This window comes from Synechococcus sp. ATX 2A4, assembly GCF_024346375.1.
In the GTDB taxonomy this organism is placed as follows: domain Bacteria; phylum Cyanobacteriota; class Cyanobacteriia; order PCC-6307; family Cyanobiaceae; genus MW101C3.
Genome location: NZ_JAGQCV010000010.1, coordinates 83,272 through 99,409, shown reverse-complemented (window position 1 = coordinate 99,409; position 16,138 = coordinate 83,272). Strand labels below are relative to the sequence as shown.

General features: G+C 69.6%; 19 protein-coding genes. 10 read left to right on the top strand and 9 right to left on the bottom strand.

Translation table 11 applies throughout. From position 1 onward, the window contains the following. Window position 1 precedes the first annotated feature (1 nt). From ntrB to KBY97_RS10900, 4 genes are all read right to left on the bottom strand, one after another. Window positions 2–847, bottom strand: coding sequence for a nitrate ABC transporter permease (gene ntrB, locus KBY97_RS10915; RefSeq protein WP_255146959.1), 846 nt, complete (start codon window positions 845–847; stop codon window positions 2–4). 36 nt (window positions 848–883) lie between these two features. Next, entirely contained in the window at window positions 884–2,194 is a 1,311-nt protein-coding gene (locus KBY97_RS10910; RefSeq protein ID WP_255146957.1) for a CmpA/NrtA family ABC transporter substrate-binding protein, read from the bottom strand. Window positions 2,195–2,369: 175 nt separating this feature from the next. Continuing rightward, the gene (locus tag KBY97_RS10905; protein WP_255146956.1) at window positions 2,370–2,858 is read right to left on the bottom strand and encodes a nitrate reductase associated protein; all 489 of its coding nucleotides are present in this window, start codon (window positions 2,856–2,858) and stop codon (window positions 2,370–2,372) included. Further along, window positions 2,855–3,952, bottom strand: a complete 1,098-nt coding sequence (locus KBY97_RS10900) for an anthranilate phosphoribosyltransferase (protein WP_399217672.1) — start codon at window positions 3,950–3,952, stop codon at window positions 2,855–2,857. Before KBY97_RS10900 ends, KBY97_RS10905 begins: the two co-directional genes overlap by 4 nt. A gap of 137 nt (window positions 3,953–4,089) precedes the next feature. Between KBY97_RS10900 and KBY97_RS10895 the strand changes: the two genes are divergently transcribed. From KBY97_RS10895 to cobA, 3 genes are all read left to right on the top strand, one after another. Next, window positions 4,090–5,619 carry a ferredoxin--nitrite reductase gene (locus KBY97_RS10895; protein ID WP_255146955.1) on the top strand — a complete coding sequence of 510 codons (1,530 nt, stop codon included), beginning with the start codon at window positions 4,090–4,092 and terminating at the stop codon, window positions 5,617–5,619. Window positions 5,620–5,688: 69 nt separating this feature from the next. Continuing rightward, a complete protein-coding gene (locus KBY97_RS10890; RefSeq protein WP_255146954.1) occupies window positions 5,689–6,984 on the top strand; it encodes a CbiX/SirB N-terminal domain-containing protein in 1,296 nt (431 codons plus the stop codon). Continuing rightward, window positions 6,981–7,817, top strand: a complete 837-nt coding sequence (cobA, locus tag KBY97_RS10885) for a uroporphyrinogen-III C-methyltransferase (RefSeq protein ID WP_255146952.1) — start codon at window positions 6,981–6,983, stop codon at window positions 7,815–7,817. The genes KBY97_RS10890 and cobA overlap by 4 nt, the downstream gene beginning before the upstream one ends. Before the next feature lie 45 nt (window positions 7,818–7,862). On the opposite strand, the gene KBY97_RS10880 is transcribed toward cobA, so the two are convergent. After that, the gene (locus KBY97_RS10880) at window positions 7,863–8,750 is read right to left on the bottom strand and encodes a CsgG/HfaB family protein (protein ID WP_255146951.1); all 888 of its coding nucleotides are present in this window, start codon (window positions 8,748–8,750) and stop codon (window positions 7,863–7,865) included. 204 nt (window positions 8,751–8,954) lie between these two features. Between KBY97_RS10880 and KBY97_RS10875 the strand changes: the two genes are divergently transcribed. From KBY97_RS10875 to KBY97_RS10855, 5 genes are all read left to right on the top strand, one after another. Beyond that, window positions 8,955–9,431, top strand: a complete 477-nt coding sequence (locus KBY97_RS10875; RefSeq protein ID WP_255147003.1) for a redox protein — start codon at window positions 8,955–8,957, stop codon at window positions 9,429–9,431. A gap of 111 nt (window positions 9,432–9,542) precedes the next feature. Beyond that, a complete protein-coding gene (locus KBY97_RS10870; RefSeq protein ID WP_255146950.1) occupies window positions 9,543–9,725 on the top strand; it encodes a hypothetical protein in 183 nt (60 codons plus the stop codon). Next, entirely contained in the window at window positions 9,715–10,974 is a 1,260-nt protein-coding gene (locus tag KBY97_RS10865; protein ID WP_255146949.1) for an NAD(P)-binding protein, read from the top strand. Before KBY97_RS10870 ends, KBY97_RS10865 begins: the two co-directional genes overlap by 11 nt. A gap of 16 nt (window positions 10,975–10,990) precedes the next feature. Beyond that, on the top strand, window positions 10,991–11,434 hold the full coding sequence (locus KBY97_RS10860) for a hypothetical protein (protein WP_315857164.1): 444 nt from the start codon (window positions 10,991–10,993) through the stop codon (window positions 11,432–11,434). Continuing rightward, window positions 11,431–12,000 (top strand): pyridoxamine 5'-phosphate oxidase family protein, encoded by a 570-nt coding sequence (locus KBY97_RS10855; RefSeq protein ID WP_255146948.1) that lies wholly within the window; start codon window positions 11,431–11,433, stop codon window positions 11,998–12,000. The genes KBY97_RS10860 and KBY97_RS10855 overlap by 4 nt, the downstream gene beginning before the upstream one ends. Window positions 12,001–12,024: 24 nt before the next feature. On the opposite strand, the gene KBY97_RS10850 is transcribed toward KBY97_RS10855, so the two are convergent. Both KBY97_RS10850 and KBY97_RS10845 read right to left on the bottom strand, forming a co-directional pair. Further along, the gene (locus KBY97_RS10850) at window positions 12,025–12,681 is read right to left on the bottom strand and encodes a peroxiredoxin-like family protein (protein WP_255146947.1); all 657 of its coding nucleotides are present in this window, start codon (window positions 12,679–12,681) and stop codon (window positions 12,025–12,027) included. Window positions 12,682–12,709: 28 nt separating this feature from the next. Continuing rightward, window positions 12,710–12,961: a hypothetical protein gene (locus tag KBY97_RS10845; protein WP_255146946.1), complete on the bottom strand. Its 252-nt coding sequence runs from the start codon at window positions 12,959–12,961 to the stop codon at window positions 12,710–12,712. Between the two features lie 377 nt (window positions 12,962–13,338). On the opposite strand from KBY97_RS10845, the gene KBY97_RS10840 reads away from it, so the two are divergent. After that, window positions 13,339–13,893 (top strand): DoxX family protein, encoded by a 555-nt coding sequence (locus KBY97_RS10840; RefSeq protein WP_255146945.1) that lies wholly within the window; start codon window positions 13,339–13,341, stop codon window positions 13,891–13,893. A gap of 26 nt (window positions 13,894–13,919) precedes the next feature. Further along, window positions 13,920–14,312: an MAPEG family protein gene (locus KBY97_RS10835; RefSeq protein ID WP_255146944.1), complete on the top strand. Its 393-nt coding sequence runs from the start codon at window positions 13,920–13,922 to the stop codon at window positions 14,310–14,312. Window positions 14,313–14,445: 133 nt separating this feature from the next. Here KBY97_RS10835 and KBY97_RS10830 read toward each other — a convergent pair whose 3' ends face one another. Then, window positions 14,446–15,255: an SDR family oxidoreductase gene (locus tag KBY97_RS10830; protein WP_255146943.1), complete on the bottom strand. Its 810-nt coding sequence runs from the start codon at window positions 15,253–15,255 to the stop codon at window positions 14,446–14,448. Window positions 15,256–15,455: 200 nt separating this feature from the next. Further along, window positions 15,456–16,094, bottom strand: coding sequence for a TetR/AcrR family transcriptional regulator (locus tag KBY97_RS10825; RefSeq protein WP_255146941.1), 639 nt, complete (start codon window positions 16,092–16,094; stop codon window positions 15,456–15,458). Window positions 16,095–16,138 lie beyond the last annotated feature (44 nt).

The following is a 16,138-nucleotide window of genomic DNA, read 5'->3' as shown; positions in this document are numbered from 1 at the left end:
CTTATGAGGCTCCGCTGCTCACTCGCCGACCGGCAAACGCCACCAGCCGGTCAAGCAAAAGACCGACAATTCCCACATACACAATCGCCAGCACAATCTGGCTGGCGCTGGTGCCGCCGCCGGCGTTGTACGCGTCCCAGATGAAATAGCCGATGCCGCCATCGGCCTTGAGCATTTCCGCCGCCACAATCGCCAACCAGGCCAGACCCACAGCGATGCGCAGACCGGTGAACACATACGGAACGGTAGCAGGAACAACGATCTCGCGGATATAGGCCCGCTTGCGTAGCCTCAGCACGCGAGACACATTGGTGTAATCCTGCGGAATTTCGCGGATGCCCACGGCAGTGTTGATGATAATCGGCCAGATAGAGGTGATGAAGATTACGAAGATGGCAGATTTATCGGCATTTTGGAACACCATCAGCGAAATCGGGAACCAGGCCAAAGGAGGCACGGTGCGCAACACCTGGATCACTGGATCGAAGCCCTTGCCCACGAAGCGATTCAGGCCCAGCAGCCCGCCGATGGCGATGCCCACAATGGCCGCCAGGCCATAGCCCACGGCCACCCGCTGCAGCGAGATCAGGATCTGCCAGCCCAGCCCCTTGCTGGTGCCGCCATCGTCATAAAAAGGCTGGCTGATGTAAGGATCCCAGGTGTCGGTCACCACCTTGATGGGCCCGGGCAAGCGATCGGCACCCAGCAGGCCCGAGAGCACCTGCCAGGCAATCAAAAACCCGCCGATGCAGAGCAGGTAAGGGAGAATCGTGGTGAGAAGGGTGGAACGGTGTTGGCCTTGGCGTTGGCGAGGGATTCGCCTGCCGTTCACAGCAGTGAGGGTCATGAAGGGTGGGGGTGATCAATGGCGAGGGGCGGTCGCTCAGGCCAGGGCTTTGATCTTGAGGGAATCGAGGTAGCCCTTGGGATCTTCAGGGTCGAAAACAACGCCATCGAAGAATGTTTCCTTGCCGCGGGAATCGGAGGCGGGAATGGCTTTTTCCTGGCCGATCGCCTTGGCCGCCTCTCTCCAGAGATCGGAGCGGTTGACCTTGTCGATCAGGGCCTTGGTGTCGGTGTTCTGAGGCAGATAGCCCCAGCGGATATCTTCGGTGAGGAACCAGAGGTCGTGGCTCTTGTAGGGGAAGGAGTGGGAGTCAGTGTCGCTCCAGAAGAACATCTTGAGTGGCGAGTCCGTCACGGTACGGCCATCGCCGTAGTCGAATGTGCCTGCCAGACGCGGCTTGATGTCTTCAACGCTGGTCTTGAAATACTTGTCTTTTGAGGTGATCTCGCAGAGCTCGTCAAGGTTGGCCGGGTCCTGGCACCAGATCTGGGCTTCCTGCACCGCCTTGAGCATCGCCAGGGTGGCTTTGGGGTGCTTGTCCGCCCAGTCCGCGCGAATCGTCAACGCTTTCTCAGGGTGATCATTCCAGAGCTCACCGGTGATGGCGCCGGTGTAGCCGATTTTCATGTTCACGGCCCGCTGGTTCCAGGGTTCACCCACGCAGTAGGTGTCCATGGTGCCCGTCTGGAGGTTGGCCACCATCTGGGCGGGAGGCACCACCACCAGATCGGCCTCGCTGTTGGGATTGACGCCATTGGCCGACAGCCAGTAGCGCATCCAGAGGTCGTGGGTGCCGCCGGGGAAGGTCACGGCCGCCTTGAGCAGCGTGCCGCTGGCCTTCTTGCGATCGGCAATTTCCTTGATCTTCGGATCGCTGATGGTGACCTTCTCCTTGAGGAATTCGTTGGAGAGGGAGAGGGCCTGGCCATTCACATTCAGCCGGGCCAGGATGTACATCGGCAAGGGCTGGGAGCTCTTGGTGATCTTCCCTGCCGTGAGCAGATAGGGCATCGGCGTGAGGATGTGGCCGCCGTCGATGCCGCCGCGCTCGGCCCCCAGCTCCAGGTTGTCGCGGGTGGCGGCCCAGGAGGTCTGTTTGACCACCTTCATCTCAGGCACGCCATGCTTGTCGAAAAATCCCTTCTCCTTGGCAATGATCAACGGCGCCGCATCGGTGAGAGCGATGAAACCGAGCGTGGCGCCCTTCACTTCCACGTCGCCGCTATCGGTGGCGGCCGGAGCTGCGGTCTTGTCAGGCTGATTGCCGCCGCAGGCACTCAACCAGAGGGCGCCAGCGGTTGTGCCGGCGGCGGTCACGAGGAACTTGCGGCGCGAAAGGTTCGGCATGGGGCTGGGGTGGCACGAAGGTCTGGATGCGGATCACGCAATCCGGACGGGCCTCATGAACGAAGCGCACCGAGCCGGCAAGGTTGGCGCACAAGCTGACCAACCCGTCCACGACATCACGAAAGGGGACGGATTGATGGTGCCGGTTGTTACCGATGGCCAGGCTCCACAGGGTTCACGCACAGGACAACCCGAATTCCAGCAGCGCCCTCGGCAGGTTGCGGTGCTCATGGCCCGGATGGCTGAGCTTCACCAGCGCGAAGCGCTGCAGCCCATCGAGGCCCTGCCATTGCTCCAGGCGGAGCGGGGTGCCCAGCTGCCGGCAGGCCGCCGCCAACACCACTGGCACCGCCTGATCGTCGGCCGCGCTGGGCAGGGCCTCCAGCTGGGCCGGCGGCAGGGGCCGGGCCGGGCCAGCGGCCATGGCGGCCGTGCGTTCCAGTAGCCATGCCCGCAGGGCCTCGATCGCGAGCGGCTGGTCGGGCCAGGCCAGCAGCCCCTCGCGCTCCGCTGCGCCCAGGGCCTGCCAGTGGCTGAGCTTGAGCTTCACCCCGGCCAGGTCGAGTTTGCGCCGCACCGCCATCGGCAGGCAGCGCAGATCAGCGACGAAATCGGCCTCAAAGCCGAAGCAGCGGTCGTGGCTGTCGGGCGCAGGCAGGCTCATGGGGCAAGATCCTGGCGCAGCTTTTCGCCGCAGCGGGCCACCAGCAGGGCGCGGGCCTGGTCAAGCCCCGCCGGCAGGCTGTCGCAGCGCTCGGCCAGCCAGAGGTACACCCCCAGGTTCCACAGCAAGGGCTCAGCCAGCGGTCCCTCGCCCTGCAGCGCCGCCAGCGCCTGCTCGCGCCAGAGCTCCAGGTTCTGCCAGGGCACCTCGGGGCCGCAGAGGCCATGGTCGCGGGGGTGCACCAGCAGGCGGGTGATCACGCCGCCGCGGCCCCGGGCGGTGATGCCGGCACGGCTGGTGGGCAGGTCAGTGGAGCCCTCCAGCCCCTTGACGGTGAGCAGATCGGTTTCGCCGGCGTGGGCCAATGCCTCCCAGGCGCGGGCTTCGGTGGGGGGATGGACGAAGCCGCTCACCAGCAGATGCTCCCCTTGGTGGGGGGTCCAGAGCAGTTCCAGGCTGGCCACCGGCGGCCGCTTGCCGATCGCCTCGCGGATCGGCAGCAGGCGTTCGGCGGCAGGGAAGTGGCAGGGCTGGTGGGTGAGCGCCAGGCCCTGGCCCTCCAGCCGCTGCTGCAGCTCAGCCAGGCTGAGCCGCCGCCAGTCGATGCCGAGGGCAGCAAACAGCTCGGCAAGGCTGATGCCGTATTTCACCGGCATCGGATCACCGCCGTGCAGCACCACCGGCTGGCCGGCGGCCGCCAGCAGCAGGGCCAGCAGCGGCAACAGCGGCGCGGTGCGGCTGCGGCCGTCGTAGGGCACGCCGAAGCAGAGCGGCCGCTGGCCGGGGGTGCGCAGCACCGGGCCGTGCTGGCGGTAGCTGTCGAGCATGCCGGCCAGCTCCAGCGGCGACGGCCGGCGGATGCGATGGGCGATCAGAAACGCCCCCAGCTGGGCGTCGCTCACCGGCCCCAGCAGCATCAGATCGGTGGCTTCGCGGGCTTCGGCGCGGGTGAGGCCGGTGCTGGTGTGCTCGCCGCTGCCGACCTTGGCCAGCAGCTCCCGGAAGCGCAGCACCTCCGGCGCCAGCGCGGGGCGGCGGGCGGCGCCTGGGACACAGGCGCCCTCCACGGCAGAAATTGGTGCCACCTGCGACAAGACTCCGGCACTCCGGCTGAAAGGGTGATGATTCCGATCATTAGGCATGCGCAGGCCCACTGCGATCTGTGCGGTGGTTCCCGCGCGATCCGGCCGCCGGCCTGATCGGCCCTTCCACCCTCTTTCCCCTCCCCGCCATGGCGACGCTCAACAAGGTGGAGCAGGCCAAGGCCAGCTTCTGTGGTCTGGATCTGGCCCCACGGCTGGGTGAACTGAGCGCCGCCGGCTGGGAGTCCCTCGATGAGGCCACCCTCACCATCCACCTCAAGTGGCTGGGCATCTTCTTCCGCCCGGTCACGCCCGGGCGCTTCATGCTGCGGCTGCGGCTGCCCAACGGCGTGCTCAACGCCGATCAGCTCGATGTGCTGGCCGAGGCCATCGATCGCTGCGGCAGCCACGGCAGCGCCGACATCACCACCCGCCAGAACATCCAGCTGCGCGGCCTGCTGCTGGAGGACATGCCGCCGCTGATGGCGGCACTCGAGCGGGTGGGCCTCACCAGCCGCCAGTCGGGCCACGACAACCCCCGCAATGTGACTGGCAACCCCCTGGCCGGCATCGACCCCGAAGAGTTCATCGACACCCGGCCGCTGGTGGACCGCATCCAGGCGGCGGTGCTTGGCCCCGAGGGTCCGCGCAACCTGCCGCGCAAGTTCAATGTGGCGGTGGGCGGCGCCCCCGACTCCTTCCTGCTGCACAACGACCTCGCCTTCCTGCCCGCGTTCAACGACGGCACGCTGGGCTTCACCGTGATGGTGGGCGGTTTCTTCTCGGCCCAGCGCAATGAGCTGGCGATCCCGCTGGGGTTGTGGCTGCCGGCCGATCAGCTGCCGGCCTTCACGCTCGCGGTGCTGCGCCACTACGAACGGCAGGGCGACCGCAGCAACCGCAACAAGACCCGTTTGATGTATCTGATCGATGCCGTCGGCCTCGACACCTACCGGGCGGAGGTGGTGGAGAGCTACGGCGCCGTGGCCGGCGCCGCCGCTGCTCTCGCCCTGGTGCCCCATGACGGCACCCACCTGGTGTGCCGCGCGCCGCGCGACATCTGCGGCGTGCATGCCCAGAAACAGCCGGGGCTGCACTGGGTGGGGCTGCATGTGCCGATGGGGCGGCTGCACGCCGATTCGATGACCGACCTGGCCCGGCTGGCCCGCACCTACGGCAGCGGCGGACTGCGCCTGAGCGAAAGCCAGAACGCCTTGATCGCCGACGTGCCCAGCGACCGGCTGGAGGCGCTGCTGGCTGAACCGCTGCTGCGGCATTTCCGCGTGGATCCCGGTCCGCTGGCGGCGGAAGCGGTGAGCTGCACCGGCAACCGCTACTGCAGCTTTGCGCTGATCCCCACCAAGAGCACGGCCCAGGCGGTGGTGGAGGAACTGGAGCGGCGCCTGGAGGTGCCCCACGGCGTGCGCACCCACTGGACCGGCTGCCCCAATGCCTGCGGCCAGCCCTACATGGGCGCGATCGGCCTGATGGGGGCCAAGGCCCGCAAGGACGGCGCGATGGTGGAAGCGGTGAAGGTGTTCCTGGGCGGCTCGATGGCGGCCGATCCCCGGCTGGCCGAGCTGCACGACAAGGGCATTCCGCTCAGCGAGCTTCCCGAGGCGCTGGAGCAGATTCTGGTGGAGCGTTTCGGCGCCCGGCCGCGCGCGCTCCCGGCCTGATCCCCAGCGGGCCGGTGGCGCAGGCTCCTGATTGCTAGAACAGCCAGCCTGCCAGCCAGCGCGAACCCGATGCTGCGTCGCGACGGCGATCCGACCGGAGACCCGGCCCAGCTGCCGCCGCCGGGTGATCCCGGCCGCTGGCCGTGGCTGCAGCACCTCCGGCGCCGGCCGCAGCTGGAGCTGGCCCCCTGGCTCACGGCACTGGAAGAGGGCAGCGTGCCCGCCGAGACCGACCTGCTCACCGTGCTGGCCGAGCGGGTGGATTCCAGCAGCGCGCCCCGACTGCTCGCCTGGTGGTTGCAGCAGGATCCGCCCGATCCCACCCTGGGCGAGCGGATCGGTCGGTGGCGCGAAGCCAGCTGCGCCGAGCTGCTGCGCCAGGCCCTGATGCGCGCTCCCCAGCAGGCACCGCTGCTGTTGCCGCTGCTCGGCCACCAGCGGGATCCCGCCGATGCCGCCCTGCTCAGCCGGCTGGCGCTGGCGCCAGGGGCGGCGGCACTCCGGCGTGCGGCGCTCGAAGGGCTGGCGGTGGGCCTGTCCAGTTGGCCACTGCCGGCGTTGCGCCGCACGCTCACGCAGCTGGCGGCCGACCTCGATCCCCAGTTGGCCGCCGATGCCGTCGACCTGCTGGCCCGCCTGCCCCAGGCGCGCGCGCTGCTGCTGGGCCTGGCGGCCGAGCGGCTCGATCCGGCCGTGGCGGCGCGGCGGCAACGACGCCTGCACGCCCTGCCGCCCAGCCCCCTGCTGTTGCTGGTGCACGGCCGCAGCGGCGGCCTGATCCCAGACGACCTGCTGGCGCTGCGCGACACACTCGAGCAACGGCGCGGCGCCAGCGTGCGGCTGCTGGCTCTCACCGCAGCGAAGGGGTCGCCCCACGCGCCGCTGCCACCGCGGCCGGAGGGGCCGGAGGGCGCCACGCTGGTGCCCCTGTTCCTGGTGCCCGGCGGTCATGTGCGGCACGACCTGCCGGCGATCGCCGACCACTGGCGTCAGGCGGGCCCGCTGCGCCGGCTGCCGTTTCTGGGGGCCTGGCGCAGCTGGCAGCAGGCCCTGACGCAGGAAGTGCAGGAGCTGGCGCGGGGAGCGGCGGCGCCACCGCTGCTGCTGCATCACCCCCTCGATGGGGCGCTGGGCCAGCGCTACCTGCAACACCTGAGCAGGATCACCGGTGCCGGTTGCCGTCCCGCTTCATACAGTGCGCCAGATCCGCAGGAGCTCCAACTGGCGATCCGCAGCCCTGTCCTTGCCCTGGCCCTGGCCGCCAACCGCCTCACGGACAGCCTGCCGCTGGAGCTCGGCCCCCCCTTGCTGCAACGGCCGCGCCTGCAGCGGGTGCTGCTGGAGCAGCTGGCGGCGCTGCCATGACCAACGCAGCCGTGCCGGATGACACCTCTGCTGACAACGGGTCTGACGCTGGTGCTCCTGTCAACGGAAAGGTGTATCTGGTGGGGGCTGGGCCGGGCGATCCCGAGTTGCTCACGCTCAAGGCCCACCGGCTGCTGAGCCAATGCGATGCCCTCGTCTACGACTCCCTGGTGCCCAAGGCCCTGCTCGACCTGCCACCGGCCGGTTGTGAGCACCACTTCGTGGGCAAGCGGCGCGGGCACCATTCCGTGCCGCAGCCGAGCACCAACGCCGTGCTGGTGGAGCTGGCCCGGCGGCACCGGCTGGTGGTGCGGCTGAAAGGAGGCGATCCGTTCCTGTTCGGCCGGGGCGGGGAGGAAGCGGCCCACCTGGCCCGCCATGGCGTGGCGGTGGAAGTGGTGCCGGGGGTCACCGCCGGCATCGCGGCGCCGGCCTATGCAGGCATTCCGGTCACCCATCGGCGGGCGGGCTCCAGCGTCACCTTCGTGACGGGGCACGAGGAAATCGACAAGGGGCGCCCCGGGGTGGACTGGCGCGGCCTGGCCCGCTGCAGTGACGGCCTGGTCATCTACATGGGCCTGCACAACCTGCCGCGCATCTGCGAGGAACTGATGGCAGGCGGCCTGGCGGCCACCACCCCCGCCGCCGTGATCCAGCAGGGCACCGTGAGCGGCCAGCGCCAGCTGATCGCCGACCTCGGCAGCCTGGCGGCGCGGGTGGCGGCGGAGGGGTTCCAGTCACCGTCGATTGTGGTGGTGGGCCAGGTGGTGGAGGAGCGGGTAGCCGGCTGCGCCCCAGTGCCGGCCGCCGTGGACATGCCGATCCCCTTCTGAGCGGCGGAGCCCGGCGCGGAGGTACGCCCGGCTGGCCTACGGCGCTCAGTCGAGCTGGAGCACGCCACGGGTGCGCTCGCGCCGCTGGCGGTCCTGGGCCTCGAAGGCTTCCATGCAGCCATCGGTGGGGGTGAGCAGGCAGCTCACGTAGCTGGAGGCATCGATCAGGGCGGCGCGCAGGGCCTTGGCGGCAGGCGTGCGCTGGGTGGCCGCCTGGTTGGAGCCGAAGTTGAGCGTGCCGGCGGCGCCGGTGAGCACCTGGCCGGTACGGCCCATGTTGGGAGCCAGCAGCAGGGCCAGGCCAGCGGCCGGCAACAGGCTCACGCCCTGGGAGCCAGCCTCGGCGGTGTTGGTGGCGCGGCCCTCCACGGTGCGGCGCCCCACCACCTCGCCGGTGCTGCTGTCCACCACGCGCACATCGATGGCGACGTAGTCGCGGGTTTCAGCCTGCTGCTGCTGCTTGCCGAACCCCAGCAGACCGAAATTGCTGCCGGAGGTCTTGCTCTCCACGTTGGAGTCGTAGGAGGTGACGGTGCCCAGCACGATGTAGCGGGCGCCGGTCATCTGGCCCTGCTGGGCGGCGTTGGGGCCCTTGCGCACGATGCCCAGCGCGGTGAGCTCCTGCTCGGAGAGCACCTCCTTGAGGTTGGAGCGCTCCACCACCTGCAGGGTGCCGGTGGCCTGCAGCTCATTGGCGAGCGCCGCCGCCAGATCCTCTGCCACCGGCCCCTGCCACCACCAGGTCTGCTGGGTGACCGTGTTCTTGAAGGCCGGCACCGACACCGTGGGGCGGCTGGCGGGACGGGGGGCCGGGCGCTGGCTCTGGGCCAGGCCCGGGGCAGCCAGCAGCGGCGTCAGCAGGCCAGCCGCGCCGAGGGCCAGGGAAAGAGCGGCGGAGGCGAGGGGTGCAGACAGGCGGGAGCGACGGGTCATGCAACGGGGAAAGCTCAGGGGGACATTCAAACAACCGGAACGGTTTTCAGCTGCAAAACAGAGTTTCGTAGCGGTTGGGACATTCGACTGAGTGTGATGATCGTTTAGGTAGACCACCGTCCGACACCGGTCCCGCCCGGTGTGGCCCCAATGACCGCAACCGCTCTGCCCAAGGGCCCGCATCGCTCGCCCAGGCCGGCGCCGATGTTCGAGCTGATCCCTTATGAGAAGTTTCGCGATACCCCGGCGGTCCGGTTCTTCGATATCACGGTGCCCACCTCAAATGCGCGCGATCTGGTGGTGCACACCGGGCCGGCCGTGAGCCCCCCCGACGACCCCGCCAGCGGTTCGTGGCAGTTCTATCTGCATCCCCATCAGGAAGACAACCTGCTGGCCATGCACGGCGGGCGCACCTTCTTCCTGGTGAACCTGGGCTGGAACTACCCGTTTCACATCGTGCGGCTCGACACCGGCGGCGACATCCTGCGCATCCCGCCCGGCACCTTCCACCGCTCGGTGTCCGACCCGGATGGCTCGCTGGTGCTGAACCAGGCGGTGCGCGAGCAAGGGGCCTCACTGGTGCGTGAATTCCGCGTCTACAACAGCCACGACATCCCGCAGCTCTACGCCGTCACCAGCCAGACGGCACCGTTACCGAAGCTGCACGGCGTCACCTGGTGACGCTGGTGGCGAGGAGGAGGGCCGTAGACGTGGAGGGCGCCTCGTAGGACGAGGGGTGGACAGCCGCACCACAGCAAAGCAGCGGGCTTTGTAACGTTTTACAAAAACACCGTGACCTCTCCCCTCTCCATCGATCGCGAGTTCACGGTGGCGCTGCATTCGCACACCATCGACAGCTGCGACGACATCGAGGCTCTCCGCTCCATCGCCAAAACCCTGCTGGAGGCCTGGCAACTTCAGGCCATGTTCAGCGAGGACTACGGCGCTGAACTGCTGCGCGTCCATGCCCCCTGAGGCGTCCGCACCGCACCCCCGGCTGGCTGTGATCGGCGCGGGGCTTGCCGGTTGCGCCTTCGCTGCCCAGTTGCTGCGGCGGGGCTGGCCGGCACCGATCAGCCTCTGGGAAGCCGGGCGCGGACCCGGCGGCCGTGCCAGCACCCGCCACTCCCGCCGTGATCCGCAGCAGCGGGCGGACCACGGCGCCCCGCTGATCAATGTCTGCACCGAACCGCCGCCTGCGCTGCTGGCGCCCTTGCTGGCGGGCGGCTGGATCGAACCCTGGCTGGAACCCTGCGCCCGACTCGATGCCAGCGGCGCCCTGCAGCCGATCGGGGCGGAGCCGTTGCTGCAGGGCAGCCGCTACCGCGGCCGTGGCGGCATGGAGCAGGTGTGCCGAGGGTTCCTGGCCTTGGCTGGTGCCGGCTGCACGTTGCACAGCTCGCAATTGGTCCAGCGCCTGGAGCCGCTTGCCGGCGGCGGCTGGCGCTTGCTCGGCCGCGCCGGTGAACACATGGCCGACGCCGATTGGCTGGTGCTGAGCGGCACCCTGCTGGTGCATCCGCGCGGCCAGGCTCTGCTGGGCGCTGCACCCGCCCCGCTGGCGGCGGTGGCGGCCAGCGATCCGGAACTGGCGGCGGCATTGCAGACGATCGCCGCGCTGGGCGCCGAGCCCCACAGCAACCTGATCTGGCTGCTGGAGGGGACAGCGGCGGCCCCCTGGCTGGCCCTGCCGTTCCGCCTGCTGGAGTTTGATGCCGGCGCCCAGCGCCGCTGGGGCCTGTGGCGTGTGTCGATCCAGCCCGGCGCCCAGGGCCGCTGCGCTGTGGTGGCCCACTCCAGCGCGGCGCTCGCCGCCGACCATCTGCAGACGGTGGGGTCGGGCTCCGCCGCTGCGCGGCTGCCGGGGGTGAGACCCGATCCGGAGCGCGAGCAAGCCCTGATCGCGCACCTCACGGCCGCGGTGCAGGCCGCGCTGGCCACCTGGCTGCCCGATGCCCACGGCCAGCCGCCGCCTGGGGAGCGGCAACTGATGCGCTGGGGCGCCGCCTTCCCCCGCGGCGAGGGGTTGCCTGTGGCCTTGAGCGTCTGTGCCCGCAGCCGCCTGGCATTCTGCGGCGACTACCTGGCCGGGCCCGGATTCGGCCGCGCTGAAGGGGCCTGGCGCAGCGCTGAACTTCTGGCCGAGCGCCTGGTGGAGCTGTTGCGCGCCCCTGGCGCGGCAGGGGTGCACTCGGCGGCTCAGGGAACACAAGAACATGGCTGAACCCCGCCTGCCGCCCATGTCCTCGATCCTCCGGCCGCGGGCCCTGGTGCAACAGCTGCGGCTCCCAGCCAAGCCAGGGGCCCAGCGCTGGTTCGCCCCTGCCGGGCACGCCGCGCTGGCCACCGCGCTGGCCCTGCTGCTGCTGCTGGTGCCACCCGCCCCTGCGCTGGCGGCAATCCCTGTGGCTTACCGCTGCGATGGGGAGCCGCTGCTGGCCCTGGCCGATAACGGCGCTGTCGATGCCATCGGCATTCCCAACACGGCGGCAGGCACGGTGCCGGGCGCCTTCGTGGTGCTGCAATGGCGCGGCGTGACGCTGCAACTGCCGCGCACCAACAATGCCGGCGCCCCCAGCTACACCGACGGCAAGTGGTGGTGGAGCCTGGAGGACCCGGCGGCGCCCCGCTTCCAACTGCGCCAGGGAGGCGTGACCAGCTACGCCTGCGAGCGCGCCGCTTGAGCGCCAACGCCCTTCCCGATTGGCGCGTGTTGCTGCGCGGCGCACGGCAGCGGGAGGGCCGTTCGCCGGGGGCGCGCTGGCTGCAGCTGGCCAGCGTGGGCACCGATGGCACGCCGCGGGTGCGCACGCTGGTGTTCCGTGGCTGGGCGGATGCGGTGCGGCTGGATCTGCTCAGCGATGGGCGCAGCTCCAAAGCCGAAGAACTGGCGGCGCAGCCGGCGGTGGAACTTTGCTGGCTGCTGCCGAAAGCCGGCAGCCAGTTCCGGCTGCGCGGGCACCTGGAGCGGCTGGACGGCGCAGACCTGCTGGCGGCGCGCGAACGGCACTGGCTCCAGCTGAGCCCGGCGGGGCGGGCGCTGTGGGGCTGGCCGGCGCCGGGGCAGGCGCTCGATCCGGCAGCGGCATTCCCCAGCGAACTGGCCGATGGCACGCCGCTGCCGCCCCACTTTCTGTTGTTGCGCGTTCATGTGGAGCAGGTGGAGCTGCTGGAGCTCACCGGCACACCGCACCGCCGCCAGCGCTGGCGGGAAGCCACCGGCTGGCGGTGCGAAGCGCTCAATACCTGAACGGCTTGCTCAGCCAGAACGCGCTCAACCCCTGAGCGATTCCCCGCCGAGGAAGGGCTCGAGAAACTCCAGCGGCCGGTGCATGGTGGCCGAGAAGCCCAGCAGGCCCGGATCGCGGTGCACGGCGAGCAGACAGTCGTCGGCGTCGATCAAGAAGGTGCCACCGCGCTGGGTGAGGAAGTCGTCGCGGGGGACGTAGGTGCGCCAGTGGCCCAGCACCTCAATCATGTTGCGCAGCCGGGTGGTGGCCAGCTCAAAGGGCCGCAGCGGTGTGCGGCCGTCGCCGGTGTAGCCGCGCAGCACCTCCGCCAGCGTGCCCGGTGAGCTGATCCCGGCGCACATCAACAGCAGGCCAGGCCAGGGGCCGGCACTGGCCCCCAAACCCTCCGCCAGGCCTAGGGCGCGGTGCAGCCGAGGGTCGGAATCCACCAACAGGCGCTCTGGGGGGAAGCCGGTGAACGCGCAGAAGCGCTCACGGCCGGGGCCATGGCTGATGCCGATGGCGAGCACTTCGATGCCGGCGGCCTGCAGCCGTGGCAAGGCGGGCACCAGTGCCTGGGCGTATTCGAGGCTGTCGAAATCACCGAGCTGGGGCCACAACAGCACCAGGCGACGGCGGCCCGGGCCCATGGCGGGGATGCCAGCCAGGCGCTCGAGCAGAGGGGCAGGGACAGCGGTCATGGCGGGGGCGAGGGGGGAGGGAGCGGACTCAACGCTGGTGGTGGCGACGGCGGCCGAGCGGTTCGATCCACTCCTGGCGGATCAGGTCGTTGTGCAGCTTGGCGGGGAAGAGACGGCAGCCCAGCTGGATTTCGCCGTCGTCGAGCAGGCGGCCGAGGCGCAGCGCCGTGGCCTCCTCGACCCGCGAAAAGCCCTGCTGACGGGACACCACCCAATCGAGCTCCGACGGGGTGATCACCCCGGTGGCAAGGGATTCGATGAAGAGTTCGCCGACGGTCATCAACCGATGTTGCGGAATGTAAACATCCTGCCGTGGGACGTGGGTTGGCGCGGGCCGGCGCCCAGCTGCGGCCACAAGCCGGTCTCCTCACACTTCTTCACCTGCCGCGCCATCGTGTGTAAAGAAATGAAAAGTCCATGACCACCCTCACCCTGCTGGAAGTGTTCCTCGGTTTCCTCACCGCCGCGGTGGCCCTATGGGCCGCAGGGCTTTCCGGCCCTTCCCAGAGACAGCTCTGAGCAGGCGCCGGCAGCCCGGCAAGTCTCAGAATCCGCGCCGTCCGCCCCCCTCTGCCCCGATCCGCTGACTTCTGAGCGTTCACTTCTGAACGCAGCGCCGCCCCCCCTCTGTTCCCCACCACCGCTCCCGGTGCTCCCATGACCTCCTTTCTGTCCCGTTATTTCCTGCGGGAAGGCTTCCTTTCCAACGCCGGCCTGCTGGTCCTGCGCCTGGCCATCGGCGCGATGATGATCCACCACGGCCAGGAGAAGCTGGCCGATCCGCAGACCTTCGCCACCAACTACGTGGTGCCGTTGCATCTGCCCTTCCCGGTGTTCTTCGCCCAGGTGGCGGGCTTCTCAGAAATCCTCGGGTCGTGGTGCGTGATCCTGGGCTTCTTCACGCCGATCGGCGCCCTGGCCCTGGCCGGAACCATGGGCGTGGCGGCCTACCACCACATCCTCACCAGCGGTTTCAACATCTACGTGCTGGAACTGGTGGTGCTGTATCTGGGCGGGAGCCTGGCGATCCTGCTGAACGGCCCAGGCCGTTTCTCCTTTGACGCCGGCATCCTCAGCGGCCTGCTCGGCGCCCGCCTGCCCCAGTCAGCCACTGGCGCCTTCGCGGCCGATGCCGCCGGCAGCCAGGCCGTGTCCGGCAGCGTGCCGCTCAACCGCAACGTTGTGGCAGCCCCCACACCCTCCTCCCTCTGAGAATCGGGTCCTCCCGCTGAGCGGACATGTCGATGTCTCCCCTGCCGGCCCTGGTCACCCTCGTGGCCATGGCCGGTTTTCTTGTCACGGTGATGCTGGTGGGCGCCGCCCGCGTCAAACACGGTGTCAAGCCCCCCGCGGTGGTGGGGCCTGAGCCGTTCGAGCGGGCGCTGCGGGTGCAGCAGAACACCCTGGAGCAACTGATGTTCTTCCTGCCCTGCTTCTGGCTGGCGGTGGCCTTCAGCGACGAAGCGGTGGCCACGGCCCTGGGCTTCATCTGGGTGGGCGGCCGCGTGGCCTTCGCCGTGGGCTACCTGCAGGCGGCTGAAAAACGGGCTGCCGGCTTCGCGATCAGCTTCATCAGCGGCATCGTGCTGCTGGTGATGGCGCTGGTGGGAGTGCTCGCCCGGCTGGGCTGAAAGGCTGCGCCATGGCAAGTGCCGCGTCGCACGGCCGATCGGAAGCGAGGCGGGTTCTGCTGTTCCGTTGTGGCTGGTCTGGGGCAGCTGCACCGGGTCGGCTGTACCAGGCCAGCCGTACCCGGGCAGCTGCTCAGTCTTTCCTGCTCATGCCACGCATGATTTGACCCATGATCCGCACCCGAGCCCAGCGCGGCAGGGGCACCAGGGCGTAGGTCAACAGCTTCGAGAGCGCGCCGGGCAAGATGGTGGCCTGACGGCCCAGGGCCTCAAGGATCGGCTGGGCGATGGCCTCGGGGTCGAGGGCCTTGCCGAGGCGCAGGCCAGCCCGGGCCGCAAAGCCGCTGCGGGTGGGTCCTGGCGCAGCCGCCAGCACATCCACGCCGCAGTCGCTGAGTTCCACCTGCAGCGCTTCGGCCAAGGCCTGCACATAGGCCTTGGTGGCGGCGTAATGGGCGGCGTAGGGCATGCCCTGAAAGCCCACGATCGAGCTGAGCACCACCAGACCGCCACGGCCCTGCGCGCGGAAGCGCCTTCCGAAATGAAAACAGGCCTGCATCACGGCCCGGCCATTCACCATCAGCATCTCGGTTTCGCTGACGAGGTCGGCGTCGAGGAAGGGGCCGGAGCTGCCGAAGCCGGCGGCGGCCACCAGCAGGCCCACCTCCCGGTGGTCCGTGGCGGCACGAAGCTCGGCGAGCTGGTCGTCGCGCGCCAGATCCAGATCAAGGACGCTCACCTGCACGCTGTGCCGGGAGCTGAGCTGAGCCGCGAGGGCCTCGAGCAGCGGGCGGCTGCGGGCCACGAGCACCAGGTTCAGCCCCGCCTCCGCCAGGCGGCCGGCGAGGGCACGGCCGATGCCGGAGGAGGCCCCCGTTACCACGGCCCAGGGGCCATAGCGGTGCAGGAAACGCTGTTGATGGGCGGTGCGGGCGGGTGTCATGGGTGCAAAACGGATGAAGAGGAGCGCGGGGTGATGGAGACGTGGCGATGGAGGCGGTGCGATGGAGGCGGGGTGATGCCGTCGAGGTGATGCACCCGAGGTGCGGGCCAGGGCGGTGGCTTTAGCGATGTTGAGCATCATGCAATCTGGTCACACGAGGTCTTGCTGCAGCAAGGGAAGCCGGGCGGGGGCTCGGGCCCTCAGGAGTGGGGGTCTGCCACCTCCAGCTGCGTGGTTCCGCCGCCCGTGGGGCAAGCGGTGGCGGCGAGCAACCGCCGCGCCAGGGCGGGATCGTCTACCAGGCGGGCCAGCAGCACCGCGCCCACCATCGCCGACACCAGCCGCAACGCCTCATCGCTGGGGGTGTCACCGCTGGGCGTTTCATCGCTGGGCGCCGGGGAGGGGGCGGGCGCGGGCGGGGCCGGGCGCGGGTGCAACTTGCGCTCGATGGCTGCCAGCAACCCACGGACCGCCTCCGCAAAGGCAGCGCGCACGGGCGCCGGTTGGCGGGTCCCCTCGCCCCCGAGTGCCGCAATCACGCAACCGCGCTCCGGGTGGCTCAGGTGCTCGGGCGAAAGATAGGCCGCCAGACACTGCTCCAGAGAGTGGGCATCAGCGAGCGGCCCTGCCGCACTGGCAGCGGCCGCCGTGCGGATGGCCTCGGCCACCAGGGTGTCGCGGTTGGGGAAATGGGCGTAGAAGGCGCCATGGGTGAGGCCAGCGCGTTGCATCAGCGCCGGGATGCCGATGCCCGAAAGCCCCTGGCGGCGCAGTTCAGCCGCCGCCGCCTGAAGGATGCGCTCACGCACGGCTTGCTTGTGGCCCACGGGGTATCGCATGACGAGCATCATGCCATGAATCCCCTGGCCACCAGGGGCCGCAC

Coding starts and splice junctions, on each gene's coding strand:
- ntrB (WP_255146959.1), bottom strand. CDS start 847: ATGACCCTCACTGCTGTGAACGGCAGGCGAATCCCTCGCCAACGCCAA.
- KBY97_RS10910 (WP_255146957.1), bottom strand. CDS start 2,194: ATGCCGAACCTTTCGCGCCGCAAGTTCCTCGTGACCGCCGCCGGCACA.
- KBY97_RS10905 (WP_255146956.1), bottom strand. CDS start 2,858: ATGAGCCTGCCTGCGCCCGACAGCCACGACCGCTGCTTCGGCTTTGAG.
- KBY97_RS10895 (WP_255146955.1), top strand. CDS start 4,090: ATGGCGACGCTCAACAAGGTGGAGCAGGCCAAGGCCAGCTTCTGTGGT.
- KBY97_RS10890 (WP_255146954.1), top strand. CDS start 5,689: ATGCTGCGTCGCGACGGCGATCCGACCGGAGACCCGGCCCAGCTGCCG.
- cobA (WP_255146952.1), top strand. CDS start 6,981: ATGACCAACGCAGCCGTGCCGGATGACACCTCTGCTGACAACGGGTCT.
- KBY97_RS10880 (WP_255146951.1), bottom strand. CDS start 8,750: ATGACCCGTCGCTCCCGCCTGTCTGCACCCCTCGCCTCCGCCGCTCTT.
- KBY97_RS10875 (WP_255147003.1), top strand. CDS start 8,955: ATGTTCGAGCTGATCCCTTATGAGAAGTTTCGCGATACCCCGGCGGTC.
- KBY97_RS10865 (WP_255146949.1), top strand. CDS start 9,715: ATGCCCCCTGAGGCGTCCGCACCGCACCCCCGGCTGGCTGTGATCGGC.
- KBY97_RS10860 (WP_315857164.1), top strand. CDS start 10,991: ATGTCCTCGATCCTCCGGCCGCGGGCCCTGGTGCAACAGCTGCGGCTC.
- KBY97_RS10850 (WP_255146947.1), bottom strand. CDS start 12,681: ATGACCGCTGTCCCTGCCCCTCTGCTCGAGCGCCTGGCTGGCATCCCC.
- KBY97_RS10845 (WP_255146946.1), bottom strand. CDS start 12,961: ATGACCGTCGGCGAACTCTTCATCGAATCCCTTGCCACCGGGGTGATC.
- KBY97_RS10840 (WP_255146945.1), top strand. CDS start 13,339: ATGACCTCCTTTCTGTCCCGTTATTTCCTGCGGGAAGGCTTCCTTTCC.
- KBY97_RS10835 (WP_255146944.1), top strand. CDS start 13,920: ATGTCGATGTCTCCCCTGCCGGCCCTGGTCACCCTCGTGGCCATGGCC.
- KBY97_RS10830 (WP_255146943.1), bottom strand. CDS start 15,255: ATGACACCCGCCCGCACCGCCCATCAACAGCGTTTCCTGCACCGCTAT.
- KBY97_RS10825 (WP_255146941.1), bottom strand. CDS start 16,094: ATGCGATACCCCGTGGGCCACAAGCAAGCCGTGCGTGAGCGCATCCTT.